The following is a 17201-nucleotide window of genomic DNA, read 5'->3' as shown; positions in this document are numbered from 1 at the left end:
TTCCCGTTCCTAACCCCCACTCACGGAGACATGTCATGACCAAGACCTACAACATCGCCGCCATTCCCGCGGACGGCATCGGCATCGAAGTCATCGCCGCCGGTATCGAGGTGCTCGACGTGCTGGCCGAGAAAACCGGCTCGTTCAAGTTCAAGTTCGACCACTTCGACTGGGGCTCGGATTACTATAAGAAGCACGGCGTGATGATGCCCGCCGACGGGCGTGAGAAGATCCGGAACCACGACGCGATCTTCTTCGGTGCGGTGGGCGCGCCGGACGTGCCCGACCACATCACCCTGTGGGGATTGCGGCTCGCGATCTGCCAGCCCTTCGACCAGTACGCTAATGTCCGTCCGACCCGCATCCTGCCGGGCATCACCAGCCCGCTGCGCCATGTCTCGGGTCCGGAACTCGACTGGGTGATCGTGCGTGAGAACTCGGAGGGCGAGTACGCGGGCGTCGGCGGCCGGGTTCACCAGGGCCATCCCAACGAGGTCGCCACCGACGTGTCGATGATGACCCGCTCGGGCGTCGATCGCATCATCCGCTACGCGTTCAAGCTCGCCCAGTCCCGCCCGCGCAAGCTCCTGACCGTCGTCACCAAGTCGAATGCGCAGCGCCACGCCATGGTGATGTGGGACGAGATCGCCGCCGAGGTCGCGAAGGACTTCCCGGACGTGACCTGGGACAAGATGCTGGTCGATGCCATGACCATGCGCATGACGATGAAGCCGCAGACGCTCGACACGATCGTGGCGACCAACCTGCACGCCGACATCCTGTCGGATCTGGCGGCCGCGCTGGCGGGCTCGCTCGGCATCGCGCCCACCGCCAACATCAACCCGGAGCGCACTTACCCGTCGATGTTCGAGCCGATCCACGGCTCAGCCTTCGACATCACCGGCAAGGGCATCGCCAACCCGATCGCGACCTTCTGGACCGCCTGCCAGATGCTGGAGCACCTGGGCGAGAAGCCCGCGGCGGATCGGCTGATGCGCGCGGTCGAGCGGGTTACCGCCGATCCGAATCTGCACACCCCCGATCTCGGCGGCAAGGCGACGACCCGTCAGGTCACCGACGCGGTCATCGCGGCCGTCCAGGGCGACAACGAGTAGGACGGGCATCGTGACCGAGCCCGGAGACTTCCTGCGGCGGCTGTTCGCAGCCGCCGTGGCGGCGGCCGATCCCGCCGTCAGCCTCGCCCAGCACCTGCCTGAGCCGCCCCGCGGACGCACGATCGTCGTCGGGGCCGGGAAGGCCGCGGCTTCGATGGCGCAAGCCGTCGAGGCGGCGTGGCCGGGCGACATCTCCGGGCTCGTGGTCACGCGCTATGGCCACGGTGCCCCGACCTCCCGCATCGAGGTGGTCGAGGCGGCGCACCCTGTTCCGGACGAGGCCGGGGAGGACGCGGCCCGGCGGATGATGGAGATGGTCGCCGGGCTCTCGCCTGACGACCTCGTCCTCTGCCTGATCTCCGGCGGTGGCTCGGCGCTCCTGTCGCTACCGGCAACAGGGCTGAGCCTCCCCCACAAACAGGCGGTCAACCGCGGACTTCTGCGGTCTGGTGCTGCCATCGGCGAGATGAACTGCGTCCGGCGCCACCTCTCGGCGATCAAGGGCGGGCGGCTCGCCGCCGCCTGCCATCCCGCCAGGGTGGTGACGCTGCTGATCTCAGACACGCCCGGCGACGATCCCCTCGACATCGCCTCCGGTCCGACGGTGCCAGATCCGACGACCTGCACCGACGCGCTGGCAATCCTCGACCGCTACCGGGTCGAAATCCCGAGCACCGTGCGCGCGCACCTCGCGAGCGGTCGCGGCGAGAGCGTCAAGCCGGGTGATCCCCGGCTCGGCACGCCCGACGTGCGGATGGTGGCGACACCCCTGATGGCCTTGAACGCCGCTGCGGACCTCGCCCGGCGCGCGGGAATCACCCCCTGCATCCTCGGTGACGCGATCGAGGGCGAGGCGCGCGAGGTCGGCAAGGTCATGGCCGGGATCGCGATGAGCGTGGCCGCCCATGACCTGCCTGTGCCGAAGCCTTGCGTGCTGCTCTCGGGCGGCGAGACCACCGTCACAGTGCGCGGCGACGGTCGCGGTGGCCGCAACGTCGAGTTCCTTCTGGCGCTCGGCGTCGCCCTCGCCGGACATCCCGGCATCCATGCCGTCGCCGGGGATACGGATGGCGTGGATGGCCTGGAGGAGATCGCGGGCGCGGTGCTGGCGCCCGACACCCCGACGCGTGCCAGGGCACTCGGTCTCTCCCTGGCAGGGAGCCTCGACCGCAACGACGGCCACGGCTTCTTCGAAGCCCTGGGCGACGGCGTCATCACTGGACCCACCCTGACCAACGTCAATGACTTCCGCGCGATCCTGATCGCCTGACCCGACCCTGGAACAGAGGCGGCCGTTCTCGGCCGAACCGACCATGCGCCGTCACCGCCACGCCAAGATCGTCGCCACTGTCGGTCCGGCGAGTTCCGCCCCCGACAGGCTGAAGGCCCTGTTCCTAGCCGGTGTGGACACCTTCCGGCTGAACTTCAGCCACGGCACACAGGATGACCACGCCAAGGTCCACGCCGCGATCCGCGCCCTGGAGAAGGAAGTCGGTCGGCCGATCGGCATTCTCCAGGACCTCCAAGGACCGAAGATCCGCGTGGGGACGGTCAAGGACGGTCGCCTCGACCTGACCGCAGGTGAGAGCGTGCGCTTCGTGCTGGAGGGGGCGGACGGCGACAAGCAGGCGATCCCGCTGCATCATCCTGAGATCTTCGCCGCCGTGGTGCCGGGACAGGAGCTTCTCATCGACGACGGGCGGGTGCGCGTGCGCGTCGTCGGCCTGGAGACCGCCACCATCACCGCTGAGGTCGTCACGGGCGGGGTGATCTCGAACCGCAAGGGCGTCAACCTGCCCGGCACCCTGCTCGATCTCTCACCGCTGACGGCCAAGGATCGCGCCGATCTGGCCTTCGGGCTGGAACTCGGCGTGGACTGGATTGCACTCTCCTTCGTGCAGAAGCCCTCCGACGTGATCGAGGCGCGGGGGATCATCGGCGACCGCGCCGGGATCATGTCGAAGATCGAGAAGCCGCAGGCTCTGGAGCGGATCGACGACATCATCCGGCTCTCCGACGCCGTGATGGTCGCCCGCGGGGATCTCGGCGTGGAAATCCCGCACGAGGACGTGCCGGGCCGTCAGAAGGAGTTGATCCGCGCCTGCCGCCTCGCGGTGAAGCCGGTGATCGTGGCGACGCAGATGCTCGACTCGATGGTCAGTGCCCCGGCGCCGACGCGGGCGGAAGCCTCGGACGTGGCGACCGCGATCTACGACGGGGCGGACGCCGTGATGCTCTCGGCGGAGTCGGCCACGGGGAGCTACCCGGTCGAGGCTGTCACGATGATGGACCGGATCATCCGCAGCGTGGAGGGGCACAAGCTCTATCACTCGATCGTGGCGGCCACCGATCCCGGTGAGGAGGAGACGCCGCCGCACGCCGTGGCCACCGCGACCGCCACGCTCGCCGAGGCCGTGCACGCCAAGGCGATCGTCGCTTACACGGCGAGCGGCACCACCGCGGCACGCGTGGCGCGCAAGCGCCCTGAACCGCCGATCCTGGCGCTGACCCCGAGTCTCGCGACCTCACGTCGTCTGTGCCTGCTCTGGGGCGCGCACAGCGTCCACACGGGCGATGTGGACTCCTACGAGGAGATGACCGTGAAGGCGTGCCACCACGCCCAAGCCGAGGGTTTCGCCAAGGCGAACGACATCATCGTCGTCACCGCAGGCATCCCGTTCCACGTCAGCGGCACCACCAACAACATCCGCCTGATGCAGGTCTGAAGCACGCCCGGCCGATCCGGCCGCATGTGTGACGACGCGATGCTCCGCATCGACACCACACGACGAGGTTCCCCATGACCGCGATCACCAGCATCAGCGCCCGCGAGATCCTCGACAGCCGCGGCAACCCCACCGTCGAGGTCGATGTGCTGCTGGAGGATGGCTCATTCGGCCGCGCCGCGGTGCCGTCAGGCGCCTCGACCGGCGCGCACGAGGCGGTGGAACTGCGCGACGGCGACAAGGGCCGCTTTGGCGGCAAGGGCGTGCTGAAGGCGGTCGAGGCGGCGCAGACCGAGATCCTCGACGCGATCGGCGGCATGGATGCCGAAGATCAGGTCGCCGTTGATCAGGCGATGATCACGCTCGACGGCACGCCGAACAAGGCCCGGCTGGGCGCGAACGCGATCCTGGGCGTCTCGCTGGCCGTGGCCAAAGCGGCGGCGGAAGCCTCGGGCCTGCCGCTCTACCGCTACGTCGGCGGGGTCCAGGGCCGGGTCCTGCCATTGCCGATGATGAACATCATCAACGGCGGGGCGCATGCCGACAACCCGATCGACTTCCAGGAATTCATGATCATGCCGGTCGGCGCCACCTCGCTCGCCGAGGCCGTGCGCATGGGCTCGGAGGTGTTCCACACCCTCAAGAGCAAGCTGAAGAAGGCCGGGCACAACACCAATGTCGGTGACGAGGGCGGCTTCGCCCCGAACCTGCCCTCCGCCGAGGCCGGGCTCGATTTCGTCATGGAAGCGATCGAGGCGGCCGGGTTCAAGCCGGGCACCGACATGGCACTGGCGCTCGACTGCGCCGCCACCGAGTTCTTCAAGGACGGTGCTTACGCCTACGAGGGCGAGGGCACGACCCGCACCATCGAGCAGCAGGTGGACTACCTCGCCGAACTGGTCGCCAACTACCCGATCGTGTCGATCGAGGACGGCATGTCCGAGGACGATTGGGCCGGGTGGAAGCTCCTGACCGACAAGATTGGCGACCGCTGCCAACTCGTGGGCGACGATTTATTTGTCACCAACGTCCAGCGCCTGTCGGAGGGCATCTCTTCGGGCACGGCGAACTCGATCCTGATCAAGGTCAACCAGATCGGCTCGCTCACCGAGACGCTGGCCGCCGTCGATATGGCCCAGCGCGCTGGTTACACCGCGGTGATGTCGCACCGCTCCGGCGAGACCGAGGACTCCACCATCGCGGACCTCGCGGTCGCGACCAATTGCGGGCAGATCAAGACCGGCTCGCTCGCCCGTTCGGACAGACTGGCCAAGTACAACCAACTGATCCGCATCGAGCAGGGCCTCGGCCCGCAGGCTCTCTACGCTGGGCGGGGCGCGATCAGGCAGACCACAGTGGCCTAATGGCTCCGCCGGTTCTCATAACACGCGCTCTGAATGAGCACGAACTGCGAGTTCTCGCAGCGTTGAGCGACGAATTCATGAGTACCTCGGTCATCAAGGTACGGGCCGGGTACTCCAGTTCGACCCCTATCGGGAATGTTCTCGACGCCTGCACAGAACTTGAGCGCCGGGGCATGGCTGAGCGATCGGGTGCCGAAAGTCGCTCGAAAACGCGTTGGCGTCGATCGTTTTCATCAACGCCGTCATCACGGGCCGCATCCATGACTCCGGACCAGTCGGGACTTGTGATTTCAAGATAAAGCGATTGGTCGCCGCGAGCGAACTTAAGTCTGGAACGATCATGCAGGGTGATGGCAGCCGTAATGCCGAGGAACTGGAGGCGCACCTCCTTGCCCTCGTCAGATCCGCGCGCGAGCAGGCCAGCGAGGACCCGTTCCGGAACCCTGTGTTGGCGATGGCACTGGCGATCACCCGCCGGTTCGACCGTGGGGAGATTTCGGAGAAGGACCTCGACGGCTTGTTCGAGCGCTTGCGCGCCGCCGCTCTGGGCGACCGCGCCGAGCGCTTGCGCGCCTATGTCGAATTGGGGAACACCTCCGTTCCCGACTCGGTGGTGCCGTCTCGCCTCGCCGCCGCGATTGGGGAAGGCGAGTTCGAGAACTTTGCGGCTCTGATCCACCGCACCGCCTTTGCGATCGTGTTCACGGCACACCCGACCTTCGGCATGCCGCGGACAGTGGCCGCCTTGCTGGCACAGGCCGCGAGCCTGCCCGAGGAGAGCGCTCGCGCCGAACTGATCGACCGCGCGGCGGCGCTCTCGACCCGGCCTGACGCGCCGATCACTCTCGACGTGGAGTTCGACCAAGCCTGCGAGGCTGCCAACAACGCCCGGCTGGCGTTGGACGGCTTTAACGGCGCGCTGATCGGCGCCGCCCGCGCCCGATGGCCTGGACGCTGGACCGAGATAGACCCGCGCCCATTCGCGGTGGCGAGTTGGGTCGGCTGCGACACGGATGGGCGCACCGATATCGGCTGGTGGGACACGCTGCGCTACCGGCTGATCTCGAAGCGCATGCAGTTCGATCGGGTGCTGCGCGATCTACCAGACATCCCGGCTTGCCGCGCCGCGCGGACCCTGGCCGAGGGTGCTCGCGCCGCGGTCGAGCGCCAACTCGCGGTGGCGCCGCGACTCGACGAGAAGCCCTCTCTTGAGGCGGTTCACCGCTTTGCGCTGGGCCTGATCATCGAGCGGGACCACGCCCTGACCGACGCAGGCCCTCTCGTCACTGCGCTGACCGAGGGGATCGCGCAGGCCGAGGATGATACCGCTCGAAAGGCATTGATGGTGTTGCGCGCGGGCGTGACCACGCACGGCCTGTCGAACGCCCTTCCGCACTTCCGGCTGAACGCCAGCCAGATCCACAACGCGGTCCGCCGTGTAATCGACCTCGACGGCGAGCCCGCCGACCCGGCGCAGCGACGCTCGCACCTCGCCTCGATCCACCGGCTCCTGAATGACGTGCGGCCGGTGGCGGTGGATTTCGGGGCGCTCGCCGCCGAGCGCGCCTCGGCTGCCCGGCTGATGATGACGATCGCCCAGATCCTCAAGCACGTGGACGGCACCCACCCGGTGCGCTTCCTCATCGCCGAGACCGAGACCGGCTACACCCTCCTCGCCGCCCTCTGGCTGGCCCGCCATTACGGCATTGCCGACAAGCTGGAGATCACACCGCTGTTCGAGACGGCGAGTGCGCTAGAGCAGGGCATCCGGGTGCTCGACGACGCGCTGCGCAACCCGCACTGGCGCCAGTACCTGAAGCGCATCGGACGGCTGACCGTGCAGTTCGGCTACTCGGACTCGGGCCGCTACGTCGGCCAGCTTGCGGCAACCTTCTGGATCGAGCGGCTGCGCCTGCGCATCACCGAGATGCTGGTGCAGAACGGGCTGGCCGATATCGAACTCGCGATCTTCGACACGCACGGCGAGTCGATCGGGCGCGGCGCCCACCCGACCTCGCTGCGCGACCGCCTCGCCTACCTCGCCCCGGAAGACGCGCACTCGCGCAACCGCGAGGCCGGTATCCGGACACGGTTGGAGTCGAGCTTCCAGGGCACGGATGGCTACCTGCTGTTCGGCACACCCGCCCTCGCCTCGGCCTCCGTGGCTCGGATCGCTGAGCACGTCTACGCGCTCGACGACATTAGCGACGTGGCGCTCGGCAATCCCGCTGAGGACCGCGCGACCGTTAAGGACCCGATCTACGCCGAGCCAGACTTCGCCCTGGAGTTCTTCACCGTCGTGCGCCAGGAGATGGAGGCGCTGGTTGAGGACTCCGGCTACGCCGCGCTACTCGGCACCTTCGGACCGAGCCTGATCGACCGCACCGGCTCGCGCCCGGTGGCGCGCCAGAGCGATAGCGGCGGCCCGGCGCGCGTCACCCACCCACGGCAGATGCGGGCGATCCCCAACAACGCCATCCTGCACCAACTCGGCTTCCTCGCGAACTCCCTCCACGGCGTCGGCCGGGCCGCGGGCCGGGTGCCGGACCTGTTCCGTGACATGTGCCGGAGTTCGCCCCGCTTCTCCCGCGCCTTCCGGCTGGTGCAACACGCTGCGGCGGTGAGCGACCTCGACGTGCTGCGCGCCTACATCGACACTCTCGACCCGGCTGTGTGGCTGGAACGGGCGCGGCGCACGCAGAAGGATTTCCGCCGCGACGAGTTGGTGGTGATCTCCGGAGCGCTGGAGCGCCTCGACCTCGCCACCTCGCTCCGCGGCCTGTTCGGCCGACTGACGCGCGACTGGCTGACGCTACGCACCGCCGCGCCCGATCTCACCGGCATGTCGGCGCGGTTGACGCTGCTGCACGCGCTACGCCTCGCGCTGATCCACCGGATCTGGTTCCTGGCCGTGCACATACCCGGCTTCCGGCCGCATGCCGGGATCACCCGCGAGCAACTCTTGGAGCGGTTCCTGCGCCTCGACATCGACGGTTGCTTGAAGCTCCTCGACGACATCTTCCCGGTCACGCCAGACCCGACGCTCGGGCTGAATTTCGGCGAGCCGGTGGGACCGCGAGATGTCGGCACTTACGAAGCCGAGCACGCGAACCTGTTCGAGCCGATCCGCCGGATGTTCGCGCAGGTACGGGAGATCTCCGGGATCATCCAGCACGAGGTGGGGTCGTTCGGTTAGCCCAGGGTAGAACGAGAATTTCCGGAGAGAGGGAAGACCGTGTCGTTGCCGCCGATGCAGTTTGCGTGGCGCGCTAGGCTAGGCAGCGGCCAGGGTGTTCGAGCGGCCTGCGAGCGTCGGGGCGACAGTGCCGGAATTGCTGTCAGGGCTCATGTGGTCGGCAACGAAAACGACCAGCGAGATGTTGGCGGCAATGCCAGTGACGAGAGCGGTGAGGAGGAGAGCAACCATCATCGACATCCTTCTGTCGGGCCCCGATGACGCTGGTATGCCAGATAATTATGCCTTCTGGTATGCAAGATGAAACACCACAGGCATGCGCGAGTGGTATGATCTGGGATCGCGATGGTCGGAGGTAGATATGCGTCCGATGCCGATCTGGTTCTGTATGCAGATGAAGACCAGCACCGCCGGTTCGCTATTGATGCACCTTTAACGGACCGCCAGACATGGACGCTTGCGACCTTGGCGGGCATCTGGGCTCGTGCAGCGTTACGGAGCAATGCCCCCGCGCTCCATGGTCACTTACTGGTGACTAGGTCACGTTCAGGTGCCGTCTGGACGGCTCACCTTCCGTTGCATACCTGCTTCGTAAGCATCGCGGACGCCAGTTGAAGCAGAGCCCTCGGTTCTGACACCTAGTTTCGCTGCTGAATGGCGACACGACGGAGAAGTCTCAGGTGAGCTACAAATTCCGAGGTATGGACCATATCGGCATCACCATTCCCGATATCGAAGCTGCGACGCGTTTCCTTGTCGAGGCTTTCGATGCCGAGCCGATCTACGATAGCGTCAAGCGGACCGATCCGACCGTCGAAGGCAGTGAGCCGGAGAATATCCTAAGCCTCGCGCATGGCACCAAGATCACCGCCGTGCGCATGATGAAGCTTCGGGTCGGTCCTGGCATCGAGCTATTCGAGATGAAGGGTCCGGAGCAGGGGCAGCCAGTTCGTCCGAGTGATTTCGGACTTCAGCACTTCGCCCTGTACGTCGATGATATCGAAGCAGCGATAGCGCAATTCGAGAAGGCTGGCGGCACGATGTTCTCCCGCCCTCAGCCCCTGATGTTCCCGACCGAAGTCGGGAAAGGCAACTTTTTCTGCTATGGTCGGATGCCCTGGGGCACGGTTGTCGAGTTCATCTCGCTGCCCTCGTCGATGCCTTACGAGAACGACACTTCGTTGAGGCGCTGGCGTCCCTACGTTTGAGAGGTCACGGTCGGAACGTAGGCTTTCATTTCATCTAGGACCGTGTGATTGGCTTCACCCCAGGCGTAGATCATCTCGATGGGCTCGGCGAGCTTCCGGCCGAGTGGAGTCAGCGCATACTCGACCTTTGGCGGCACCGTGTTGAAGACGGTTCGCTCGACAAGGCCACGCTCTTCCATCTCACGCAGGGTCTGCACCAGCATCTTCTTGGAGATGCCGGGCAGACTGCGTTGCAAGACGCCCGTCCGACACCTGCCGCCGGGCCAATGGAACAGCGCGTGGATCACGAGGCTCATCCACTTGACGCTGAAAAGCTCCAGAACCCGGCGCGGTGCGCAATCGGCTTCGAAGTGCAGCGCTCCGTTGACGATAGTGGGCATGTATGGTCCCCTTTTGGGGACTATAGCGATTTCCGCTCCTGTGACTCATCGTTCGTGGGGGCGTGCATTGGGTCGCGATCACCATTCAACACAAGTCCGCTCCCCACTCGGAGCGGCCGATCCGCATGGTTCGGTTTGGGTATGCCCTCAACGAGACGGTCGTCATGATCGGCCCGGCGCACCATTCGACCATCCATCCTGAACCGGATGCCCGAGTACCATCCGAACCGCACGTGATGGTCGGACGATAGGAACGCGCAGTCCACGTCCAGAAATTCATCGACAAAAAACCGCTTACGCGATTATGGCCGACCTTCGAGAAGATTGCATCAGCGCCGATGCGCTTACCTTGTGTCATCGCTGTTCCGTCTGAGACAGAGGCGATGTTAATCGACATAGACTCCAGCGCCCACGAGCGCCTCGACGCCGTCAACGCGCGTCCCGCAGACGTAGCTCCACTTCACGGTGGCGTGAGACTGTCCGGGCTTGGGGAACATGTAATCGACCCAGCCAGACCCAGAGTTCCTGACGACCTCAATGAAGTCCCTGTGGAACCGCTTCCCGTCAGCATCACGGGCATCGAGGAAGTCCCGTTCCTCGCGGTTCGGGCGGGCGGCGTTGAACAGCACAACGCCGTTCATATCGACCACGAACAGGTAGACATCCGCGTAGCGCCAGGGGCTACCTTTCTTCCTGAAATCCGCAAAGGCTTTGCCGCCCCGTTCTTCCAGAACGTCGGATGCCTTGTTGACCAGGGCCTCGATCTCCGCCGCTTGATGTGCGGGTGGGGGACCTCTCTGCCCGAGAGCAGGAGACGTGGCGGTCAGGACCAGCAACACCAGCCCTGTCGGCAGCTTCTTGAACATGCCGCCTCTCTTTGCGCCACATCGATGTGACAACGGTGTGAGTTCAGCCCTCGTGTGGCTCTGGCCGGTCCCGCGTCAGGTGGCGGAAGCATTGAAGACCAAGCGGGTGCCCGTGTAGGCGCGCACCAGCTTGTTCGGCATCTCGGCTTTGGCCATCTCATAGAAGGCTTCGCCCGTGCAGTGGAGCGGGACCACAAAGTCCGGCCCGATCTCCTTCAAGGCCGCGATCGTCTGCCGGACGTAGTCGGGTTGGTAAGGCGCAAGGTGGAAGCCGCCGATCACCGCGTGCACCTTCTGGATGCCGGACGCGGTTTGCGCCTGCCGAACCGCGTTGACCACGCCTCGATGACTGCACGAGGTGAGGACGACGAGGCCGCGTCCCTTCAGGTTGAAGGACGTGGCGATCTCGTGCCTGAACTGATCCGGGATCAGGCCCTCGCCTTGGTCGGCTTGCGACAGACGGTCTGGGTAGCAGCCCGAGCCATGCATGATCCCAAGCCTCATCGCACTCGGCGACAGGAGCTTCTCGAAGCTGCTCTGATCGATCTGACCCGAGGTGAAGCCGTGGCCTGCCACGAGCGCCGGGCGCTCCGTCGAGGTGACGGTGAGGTTCGCAGCTTTGAGGGCTTGGCGGTCGATAACGCCGAAATCACCCTTCACCGGAGGTGCGGTCCACTCGCGCGCGCAGAAGCAGTCCTCGCCACCGACATGGAACGGGAGCCCTGGCTTGAGTTGCCCCTGGTTCTTGCCGAGGAAGCCAGCGAGGCCGCCGAAATGGTCGTAATGACCGTGACTCAGCACGAGGGCATCGATCTCGGAGGGCTGCACCCCGAGGAGCTTCAGGTTGTTGTTGAGGGCCTCTGAGGTGAAGCCGAAGTCCACCAGAGTCCGGCGGATGTCCTCGCCGCGCCGTGAGGTGACGTGCATCGAGAGGCCAAACTCGCTGTCGAGCGTTGGGCCGGGGGGATGATCGGGAGTAATGCCCCAGCCGAAGTGCTCAACGGTGAGCCCCTCGACCTTGCGGCTCGGCGCCACTGCGAACTGGTAGCTGTCTGTGACGATGTGCACCGCGACCGAGTCGAGTTCCGGCATTGGCCCGGTCACGGCCTCAGCCAGCGCAGGACGTGCATCACCCAAGAGGCTCGCCAGAAGCAGACCCAGGGCTGTGGCCCCGCCACCGCAGAGCACGTCGCGTCGCGCCGGATCATCGCAGGTGATGCGTGTACGCAGGCTTCTACGAGAATAGTCCTGAATTGGCGTTCCTGGGTTGAGTGTAACCGCCATAGCAACCTCCCGCCACTGGTCCAGCTTGTGACCGAAAGCAGGGGCGCGAGATGAGACGGCTGCGCGTCATCGTCCTATCGGGCGTCCGAGATAACTATCATCGCACAGAGTTTGATAATCAGCAAATCGGTGGGGTCGCCGAAAGACTGTATCCACGTGACCAGGACTACATTCCAGGGCGAATGATCGCCGAATGTCCGCATCCCGCACCAGATAAAACATCCAAGACATATCGCCTGAGCTTCTGCTTGGCACGCTTAGAAGCCGATCAGCGTGGTGCGATTTGGGCGTGCCGTCAACGGGACCGTCGTCATGATCGGCCCGGCGCATCATCCGACCATCTATCCTGAACCAGATGCCTGCGAACCATCCTAACTGCACTGACAGGTCGGCCGAGGCAGATGCTCAACCTTGTGCAAAATCTCATCACTTTCCGGACTGCGCCGTTAAGCGTGACCGTCCGAGGAGCTTGCTGTCCAGAAAGTACGTGCGATAAGTTGAGCTTTCTGGACGGAGTTTTTGCACGGTGGCCAGTCGTAGCTACGGGTACTCTCGCATATCGACCTCCGCCCAGGACTGGTCGCTGCAACTTGAAGCCCTGGAACGCGCGGGCGTCGATGACCGCGACGTGTTCCGCGAGACCGCCTCGGGCGCCAAGCGCGACCGCGATCAGCTTCGACGCGTGCTCGATCTTCTCCGAGCCGGGGATCGCCTCTGCGTCTACCGACTCGACCGACTTGCACGCTCCCAACTGCACCTCCTCCAGATCATCGAGGAGATCGAGGGCCGGGGAGCCAAGCTAGTCTCGCTCAAGGACAACATTGACACGACGACCGCAACCGGGCGTATGTTGGTAGGCATGCTGGCGGTGCTTGCCGAGTTCGAGCGCAACCTCATCCTAGAACGCAGCGCCGCAGGACGTGCAGTGGCGCGAGAACGGCAGGTAAAGTTCGGGCGTCCGCCAAAGCTGACGGCCGCGCTTGTGCGGCAGGTGGCACTCGCGCACGAGGACGCGAGCAGCACAGTGGCCGAGACCTGTCGGATGTTGGGGATCAGCCGCTCGTCGTACTACGCGGCACTGCGGGCGGGGCGGCAGGCGCTGCCCGATCGGCCCGAAGCTGCTCCGGCCGCTTGATTGCTGGACGCATCTTAGCTGTCGTCGGGACCTGTCGGCGCGTCTTCTCGCCCTCGTTCTCCGTCGTGTTTTTCGGACGCGGCCGGTCGAACAAATCTCTGATCCTCACGAAATCACCTCCTGGATAAGTAGACAAGGATACTTATCCGAGTTCGTATCCGAGGAGATTTCCATGTATGGTTTTCAGTTGCTGCGGCTCTGCGAGGAGATGAAATCGCTGGGTCTGGTATCGTCGCGCGAGCAGTTCTCCCGTTCTTGGTGCGGTAGGGGTTCAGGATACCTCCACGACTATACGCGGCGTGACGGTGCAACCGCGCGGGTTTCGTCAAGAACTATCGAGCGACTCCGTCTGAGGCTGGCCGAGGCTGGTGCGCTGTTGCCCGAAGATTTGCGCGATCGGGTGCGGGCCTACGACGAAGCAATCATTCGCGACCTGTACATTTCCGATTTGCTCTCACGCCGCTCGATCGACGCGAGGTGCCCGTGATGGCCGTGGCGAACGTCCAGAACATTCGCCGTCTGGTCGCCCGACTGCGGGCTGACCAGGAACTCCAGGCGATCCTCGACCGCAACGCCTTCGTGGTCGCAGGCACCGCCACGCTGGTCCTGGACCTGAACTCCCGATCCCAGGATTACCGATACCGCCTCGCGAACCAATGGTGCGAAGACCATGCGACGGGTCGGTGGCGTCGCCGTATCTGCGAGCGCAGGGGCAACGCCATCTTGGACACCGTGACCTTCGAGTTTGAGAGCACGGCCGACGCGACCGCGCTCCGCGAGTGGCTCACGACGCGGGGATGGTGATCAGGTGCCTGCTCGACCTGCGGGATCGTGCCCTGCCCCTGGTGACCATGCCCGCCCTGCACCCGTCCGGGATAGCCGCCTTGAACCTCATCCACGCGCCTCAAGCGTCTGACCGGCAAGGTTCACGCTAGGCCGATTGGCGCAGGATTTCGGCTCGGAGTGCTTCGGGCTGCGGGGTGCCCGAGAACAACCGGTTCCCGACAGCAACCGATGGGACAGCGCGGATGCCCGCCTCTCGCGCCTCGCGTAGCGCCGCATCGTGGCGCTCGCCATAGAGCGGCGAGGCCAGCGCGGCGTCCAGGGCGTGAGGATCGAGGCCGAGATCCTGATAGCTCGCCTTGAGCACCTCGGTGTCGCCGATGTCGCGATCCTGCTGAAAGAAGGCGCGCAGAACCGCATCGACGTAAGCGTCGCCCCGGCCGTGCTCGACGGCGTACTGAAGCCCGAGGAACGCCTTGCGGGTGTACGGTTGCGGCGACACGGTCGGCAGGCGGATGGCGATGCCCATCCGCTCGGCGGCGGGGTAGACGCCCTGCTTCCATGCCGTGGGTAGATACTCATCCTCCGGGCGCAACGTCGGAGTTGGGTAGGGGCGCAACTCGAACGGCATCCACACAACGTCAACTTCAAGCCCCTCGATAGCGGCTCGGATGACGCGCTCCCCAAAGAGGCAGTACGGGCAGACGAAGTCGATCCACACGCGAATGGTCGCTCGGGAACTGGTCTTTGCGGCGGTGCTGGCGTCCTGGCTCATACCCTTCGATCCACATCCTCGCGAGGCGGAAAACGGTGCCCCCGGAACAAGGCACCACCCCGCTTCTCGGATCCTTTAGGCCGCAAGCTCGGTCGGCTTGACGCTGGCAATCGGCCCAAGGATGGCATGATCAAAATCGGCCAACTCCTCGGCGGCCTGGATGCGCCGCGTTACAGCCCTAAAATAGGTGGCGCATGTTCGAGAGCCGTGCTTCCAGCGACGGTCATCACGAGCCTTCCGCTACGGCGAGCGGGCTGCGCTCATCGGGCTCGACAAACGCTGACCGGAGCACGATCGCGGCAGCCTGGAACGATAAGATGACGCCGATCAGGTCGAGGGCATAGCCCGGCCAGCGCAGGCTCGTGGCGTGCCCGGTTAGGTCGCAGGCGCTCGTGAGGACGGCGGTCAGAAGGTCGTTGCGGGCGTTCAGCCACGACGCTGTCACGAGCGGATCAGCGGCGCGCCGGAACCGGAACAGCACTGCGGCTGCGAGTCCAGGAGCGGCGAGCGCGAAGGCGTCGGACAGAAGCGTCTCGGTCGCGCTGGTGTCCTCAGGACGGCCGAGCCTGGTCCACAGGTCGGTGAGAGCCTCTATGCCTGAGCCTGCCAGCAAGGCTCCGACAAGGAGTGTGGAAATCCTCTCCGCCCACGTCCCCCTCCCGAAGCGAAGGGCGGCGATCACGTAGAGGGCGATGTCCCACCCGAAGCCGCGTGCGTCCTTCAGCACCTCCTGCGCGCCAATGGCCTGGGCGCAGGCGGCCTGGACGAGCGCGATCACAAGCACACCGGCAGCGATGAACCAGATCCAGCGCCGGTAGGTCTCGCACGGCTGCATGTCGGGCTCCGTGTCGTCGCAGGCTTGTGGTGTCACGCGAGTTCGGCATCGGTGAGGCGGCGCTGTTGCCGGATCATGTCCCGTGTCTGTCACCGGGCGGCTGTCGTACAGCCACCGGCTTGCGTGCACTCACCGTGCCTCGATCCGGAACCGCACTGGGCCCGCCGGACGCAGCGTGATCGACGGGAAAGGCACAACAGCCTCCTCCTGCAACGGAACTAGTCTGCACCGTCGCGCGATCAACGCCAGGATCAGGGCCGCCTCCATCACAGCAAAGCGCTGCGCGATGCAGACACGCGGGCCGCCGCCAAACGGCATATAGGCGAAGCGGGGTCGCTGCCTGTCTGAGTGCCCCACCCAGCGCTCAGGCCGGAACGCCAGCGGCTCTGCCCAGAAGCGCGGATCGCGGTGCAGCACCCAAGGACACGTGTACAGAGGCGTCCCTTTCGCGACCGCATGGCCGCCGATCTCGCAATCCCGTCCCGCCTCACGGCCGATCAGCCACGCGGGCGGGTACAGGCGCAGGCTCTCGTTCACGACCTGCTCGGCGACGGTGAGGCGTGGCAGGTCCTCGAACGTGGCCGGGCGTTCACCCAGCACAGCACCGGCCTCGGCGGCGAGCGCCGCGCTTACATCAGGGTGCTGACCGAGTAGGTGCAAGGCCCAGGTAAGCGCCAAAGCCGTCGTCTCGTGTCCTGCGAGCAGGAAGGTGACCGCCTCGTCACGAAGCTGGCGATCGGACATCGATGCGCCGGTCTCGTCTCGCGCGTCGATCAGAGTGTCCAGCAGAGTGTGCCCGGCGCGGGAAGCGGTTTGTCGCTGGTGGATGAGACGGGTCGCCACGTCCTCGACGCATGCGAGTCCGCGCCGGTAGCGCAGATGACCGGGGAGCGGCACGGCGTCGGGGATGAGCACCGGACGCACCATGCGCGTGGCCATCTCGCGGCTCATGTCTGCGACGGCAGCCTCAATCCGCGGGATGTCGGCTTCAATACCGACGCCGAAGAGCGTCTCAGCCACGATGCGCAAGGTGAGCGTCATCATGTCGGCGTGCAGGTCGCGAACCTCGCTGATGCGCCAGCCTTCGAGCACCTGTTCCGTCGCTCGGGCCATCACCTCGGCATAGCCCGCCAGCCGAGCCGGGGCGAAAGCTGGAGCGCACAGGCGGCGCTGGCGCTGCCACAGGGAGCCGCTGCTGGTCACCAGCCCGTCGCCGAGGACAGCCCTGAACTGCCGCCAGATGAAGCTGATCTTGGGGAAGTCGCGATGCTCAGTGACGAGGACGCGCTCGATTAGGTCCGGATCGTTCAGGAACAGGGCGCGGCGAGGGCCGATGCGGAAGGGGACCGTATTACCGTAGCGATGCGCGCAGTTCGTGAAGAAGCCGAGCGGATCACGGCGCAGATCGAGCAGGTTGCCGAGCACGGGCAGCCCTTTCGGTCCGGGCGGCTTTGGAGCCGCGGGTGGACTGGCGACAGGCGAGAGCGTGGTCAACGGCGGTTCTCCAGCGCCGCGGCTAATGGCTATGCTACCG

Annotated in this window: 16 protein-coding genes; 9 read left to right on the top strand and 7 right to left on the bottom strand. The window is 65.6% G+C overall.

The window, feature by feature from the left end:
• Positions 1-35: 35 nt before the first annotated feature.
• The 5 genes from MFF58_RS02610 (at position 36) to MFF58_RS02590 (ending at position 8401) form a co-directional block, all read left to right on the top strand.
• Positions 36-1115 (top strand): tartrate dehydrogenase, encoded by a 1080-nt coding sequence (locus MFF58_RS02610; protein WP_238285098.1) that lies wholly within the window; start codon positions 36-38, stop codon positions 1113-1115.
• Between the two features lie 10 nt (positions 1116-1125).
• The gene (locus MFF58_RS02605) at positions 1126-2385 is read left to right on the top strand and encodes a glycerate kinase type-2 family protein (RefSeq protein ID WP_238285097.1); all 1260 of its coding nucleotides are present in this window, start codon (positions 1126-1128) and stop codon (positions 2383-2385) included.
• A 43-nt stretch (positions 2386-2428) separates the two neighbouring features.
• Positions 2429-3841 carry a pyruvate kinase gene (gene pyk / locus MFF58_RS02600; protein ID WP_238285096.1) on the top strand — a complete coding sequence of 471 codons (1413 nt, stop codon included), beginning with the start codon at positions 2429-2431 and terminating at the stop codon, positions 3839-3841.
• 74 nt (positions 3842-3915) lie between these two features.
• The gene (eno, locus tag MFF58_RS02595; RefSeq protein ID WP_238285095.1) at positions 3916-5205 is read left to right on the top strand and encodes a phosphopyruvate hydratase; all 1290 of its coding nucleotides are present in this window, start codon (positions 3916-3918) and stop codon (positions 5203-5205) included.
• A 340-nt stretch (positions 5206-5545) separates the two neighbouring features.
• The gene (locus tag MFF58_RS02590) at positions 5546-8401 is read left to right on the top strand and encodes a phosphoenolpyruvate carboxylase (protein ID WP_238285094.1); all 2856 of its coding nucleotides are present in this window, start codon (positions 5546-5548) and stop codon (positions 8399-8401) included.
• Between the two features lie 78 nt (positions 8402-8479).
• Here MFF58_RS02590 and MFF58_RS02585 read toward each other — a convergent pair whose 3' ends face one another.
• A complete protein-coding gene (locus MFF58_RS02585) occupies positions 8480-8641 on the bottom strand; it encodes a hypothetical protein (protein ID WP_238285093.1) in 162 nt (53 codons plus the stop codon).
• 461 nt (positions 8642-9102) lie between these two features.
• Here MFF58_RS02585 and MFF58_RS02580 point away from each other — a divergent pair, with 461 nt between their 5' ends.
• Entirely contained in the window at positions 9103-9609 is a 507-nt protein-coding gene (locus MFF58_RS02580) for a VOC family protein (protein WP_238285322.1), read from the top strand.
• On the opposite strand, the gene MFF58_RS02575 is transcribed toward MFF58_RS02580, so the two are convergent.
• The 3 genes from MFF58_RS02575 to MFF58_RS02565 all read right to left on the bottom strand — a co-directional run bounded on the left by MFF58_RS02575 (position 9600) and on the right by MFF58_RS02565 (position 12139).
• Complete coding sequence (locus MFF58_RS02575) at positions 9600-9989, bottom strand: winged helix-turn-helix transcriptional regulator (protein ID WP_238285091.1); 390 nt, start codon at positions 9987-9989, stop codon at positions 9600-9602. The genes MFF58_RS02580 and MFF58_RS02575 overlap by 10 nt on opposite strands.
• A 386-nt stretch (positions 9990-10375) precedes the next feature.
• Positions 10376-10855 (bottom strand): cache domain-containing protein, encoded by a 480-nt coding sequence (locus MFF58_RS02570; RefSeq protein WP_238285089.1) that lies wholly within the window; start codon positions 10853-10855, stop codon positions 10376-10378.
• Positions 10856-10930: 75 nt separating this feature from the next.
• Positions 10931-12139 (bottom strand): MBL fold metallo-hydrolase, encoded by a 1209-nt coding sequence (locus MFF58_RS02565; RefSeq protein ID WP_238285087.1) that lies wholly within the window; start codon positions 12137-12139, stop codon positions 10931-10933.
• Between the two features lie 526 nt (positions 12140-12665).
• Here MFF58_RS02565 and MFF58_RS02560 point away from each other — a divergent pair.
• The 3 genes from MFF58_RS02560 to MFF58_RS02550 all read left to right on the top strand — a co-directional run bounded on the left by MFF58_RS02560 (position 12666) and on the right by MFF58_RS02550 (position 14078).
• The gene (locus MFF58_RS02560; protein ID WP_238285085.1) at positions 12666-13274 is read left to right on the top strand and encodes a recombinase family protein; all 609 of its coding nucleotides are present in this window, start codon (positions 12666-12668) and stop codon (positions 13272-13274) included.
• Between the two features lie 172 nt (positions 13275-13446).
• Positions 13447-13761 (top strand): DUF6626 family protein, encoded by a 315-nt coding sequence (locus tag MFF58_RS02555; protein ID WP_238285083.1) that lies wholly within the window; start codon positions 13447-13449, stop codon positions 13759-13761.
• Positions 13761-14078 carry a hypothetical protein gene (locus MFF58_RS02550; RefSeq protein WP_238285081.1) on the top strand — a complete coding sequence of 106 codons (318 nt, stop codon included), beginning with the start codon at positions 13761-13763 and terminating at the stop codon, positions 14076-14078. Before MFF58_RS02555 ends, MFF58_RS02550 begins: the two co-directional genes overlap by 1 nt.
• Positions 14079-14205: 127 nt before the next feature.
• Here MFF58_RS02550 and MFF58_RS02545 read toward each other — a convergent pair whose 3' ends face one another.
• The 3 genes from MFF58_RS02545 to MFF58_RS02535 all read right to left on the bottom strand — a co-directional run bounded on the left by MFF58_RS02545 (position 14206) and on the right by MFF58_RS02535 (position 17161).
• The gene (locus MFF58_RS02545) at positions 14206-14832 is read right to left on the bottom strand and encodes a DsbA family oxidoreductase (RefSeq protein WP_238285079.1); all 627 of its coding nucleotides are present in this window, start codon (positions 14830-14832) and stop codon (positions 14206-14208) included.
• A 226-nt stretch (positions 14833-15058) separates the two neighbouring features.
• A complete protein-coding gene (locus tag MFF58_RS02540) occupies positions 15059-15667 on the bottom strand; it encodes a hypothetical protein (protein ID WP_238285078.1) in 609 nt (202 codons plus the stop codon).
• Between the two features lie 129 nt (positions 15668-15796).
• Entirely contained in the window at positions 15797-17161 is a 1365-nt protein-coding gene (locus tag MFF58_RS02535; protein ID WP_283206421.1) for a cytochrome P450, read from the bottom strand.
• Positions 17162-17201: the final 40 nt, after the last annotated feature.

Origin of the sequence: Methylobacterium longum, assembly GCF_022179385.1 — a bacterium.
Lineage (GTDB): Bacteria > Pseudomonadota > Alphaproteobacteria > Rhizobiales > Beijerinckiaceae > Methylobacterium > Methylobacterium longum.
The sequence above is the reverse complement of the archived record's forward strand: the minus strand, read 5'-3'. Positions and strand labels throughout refer to the sequence as shown.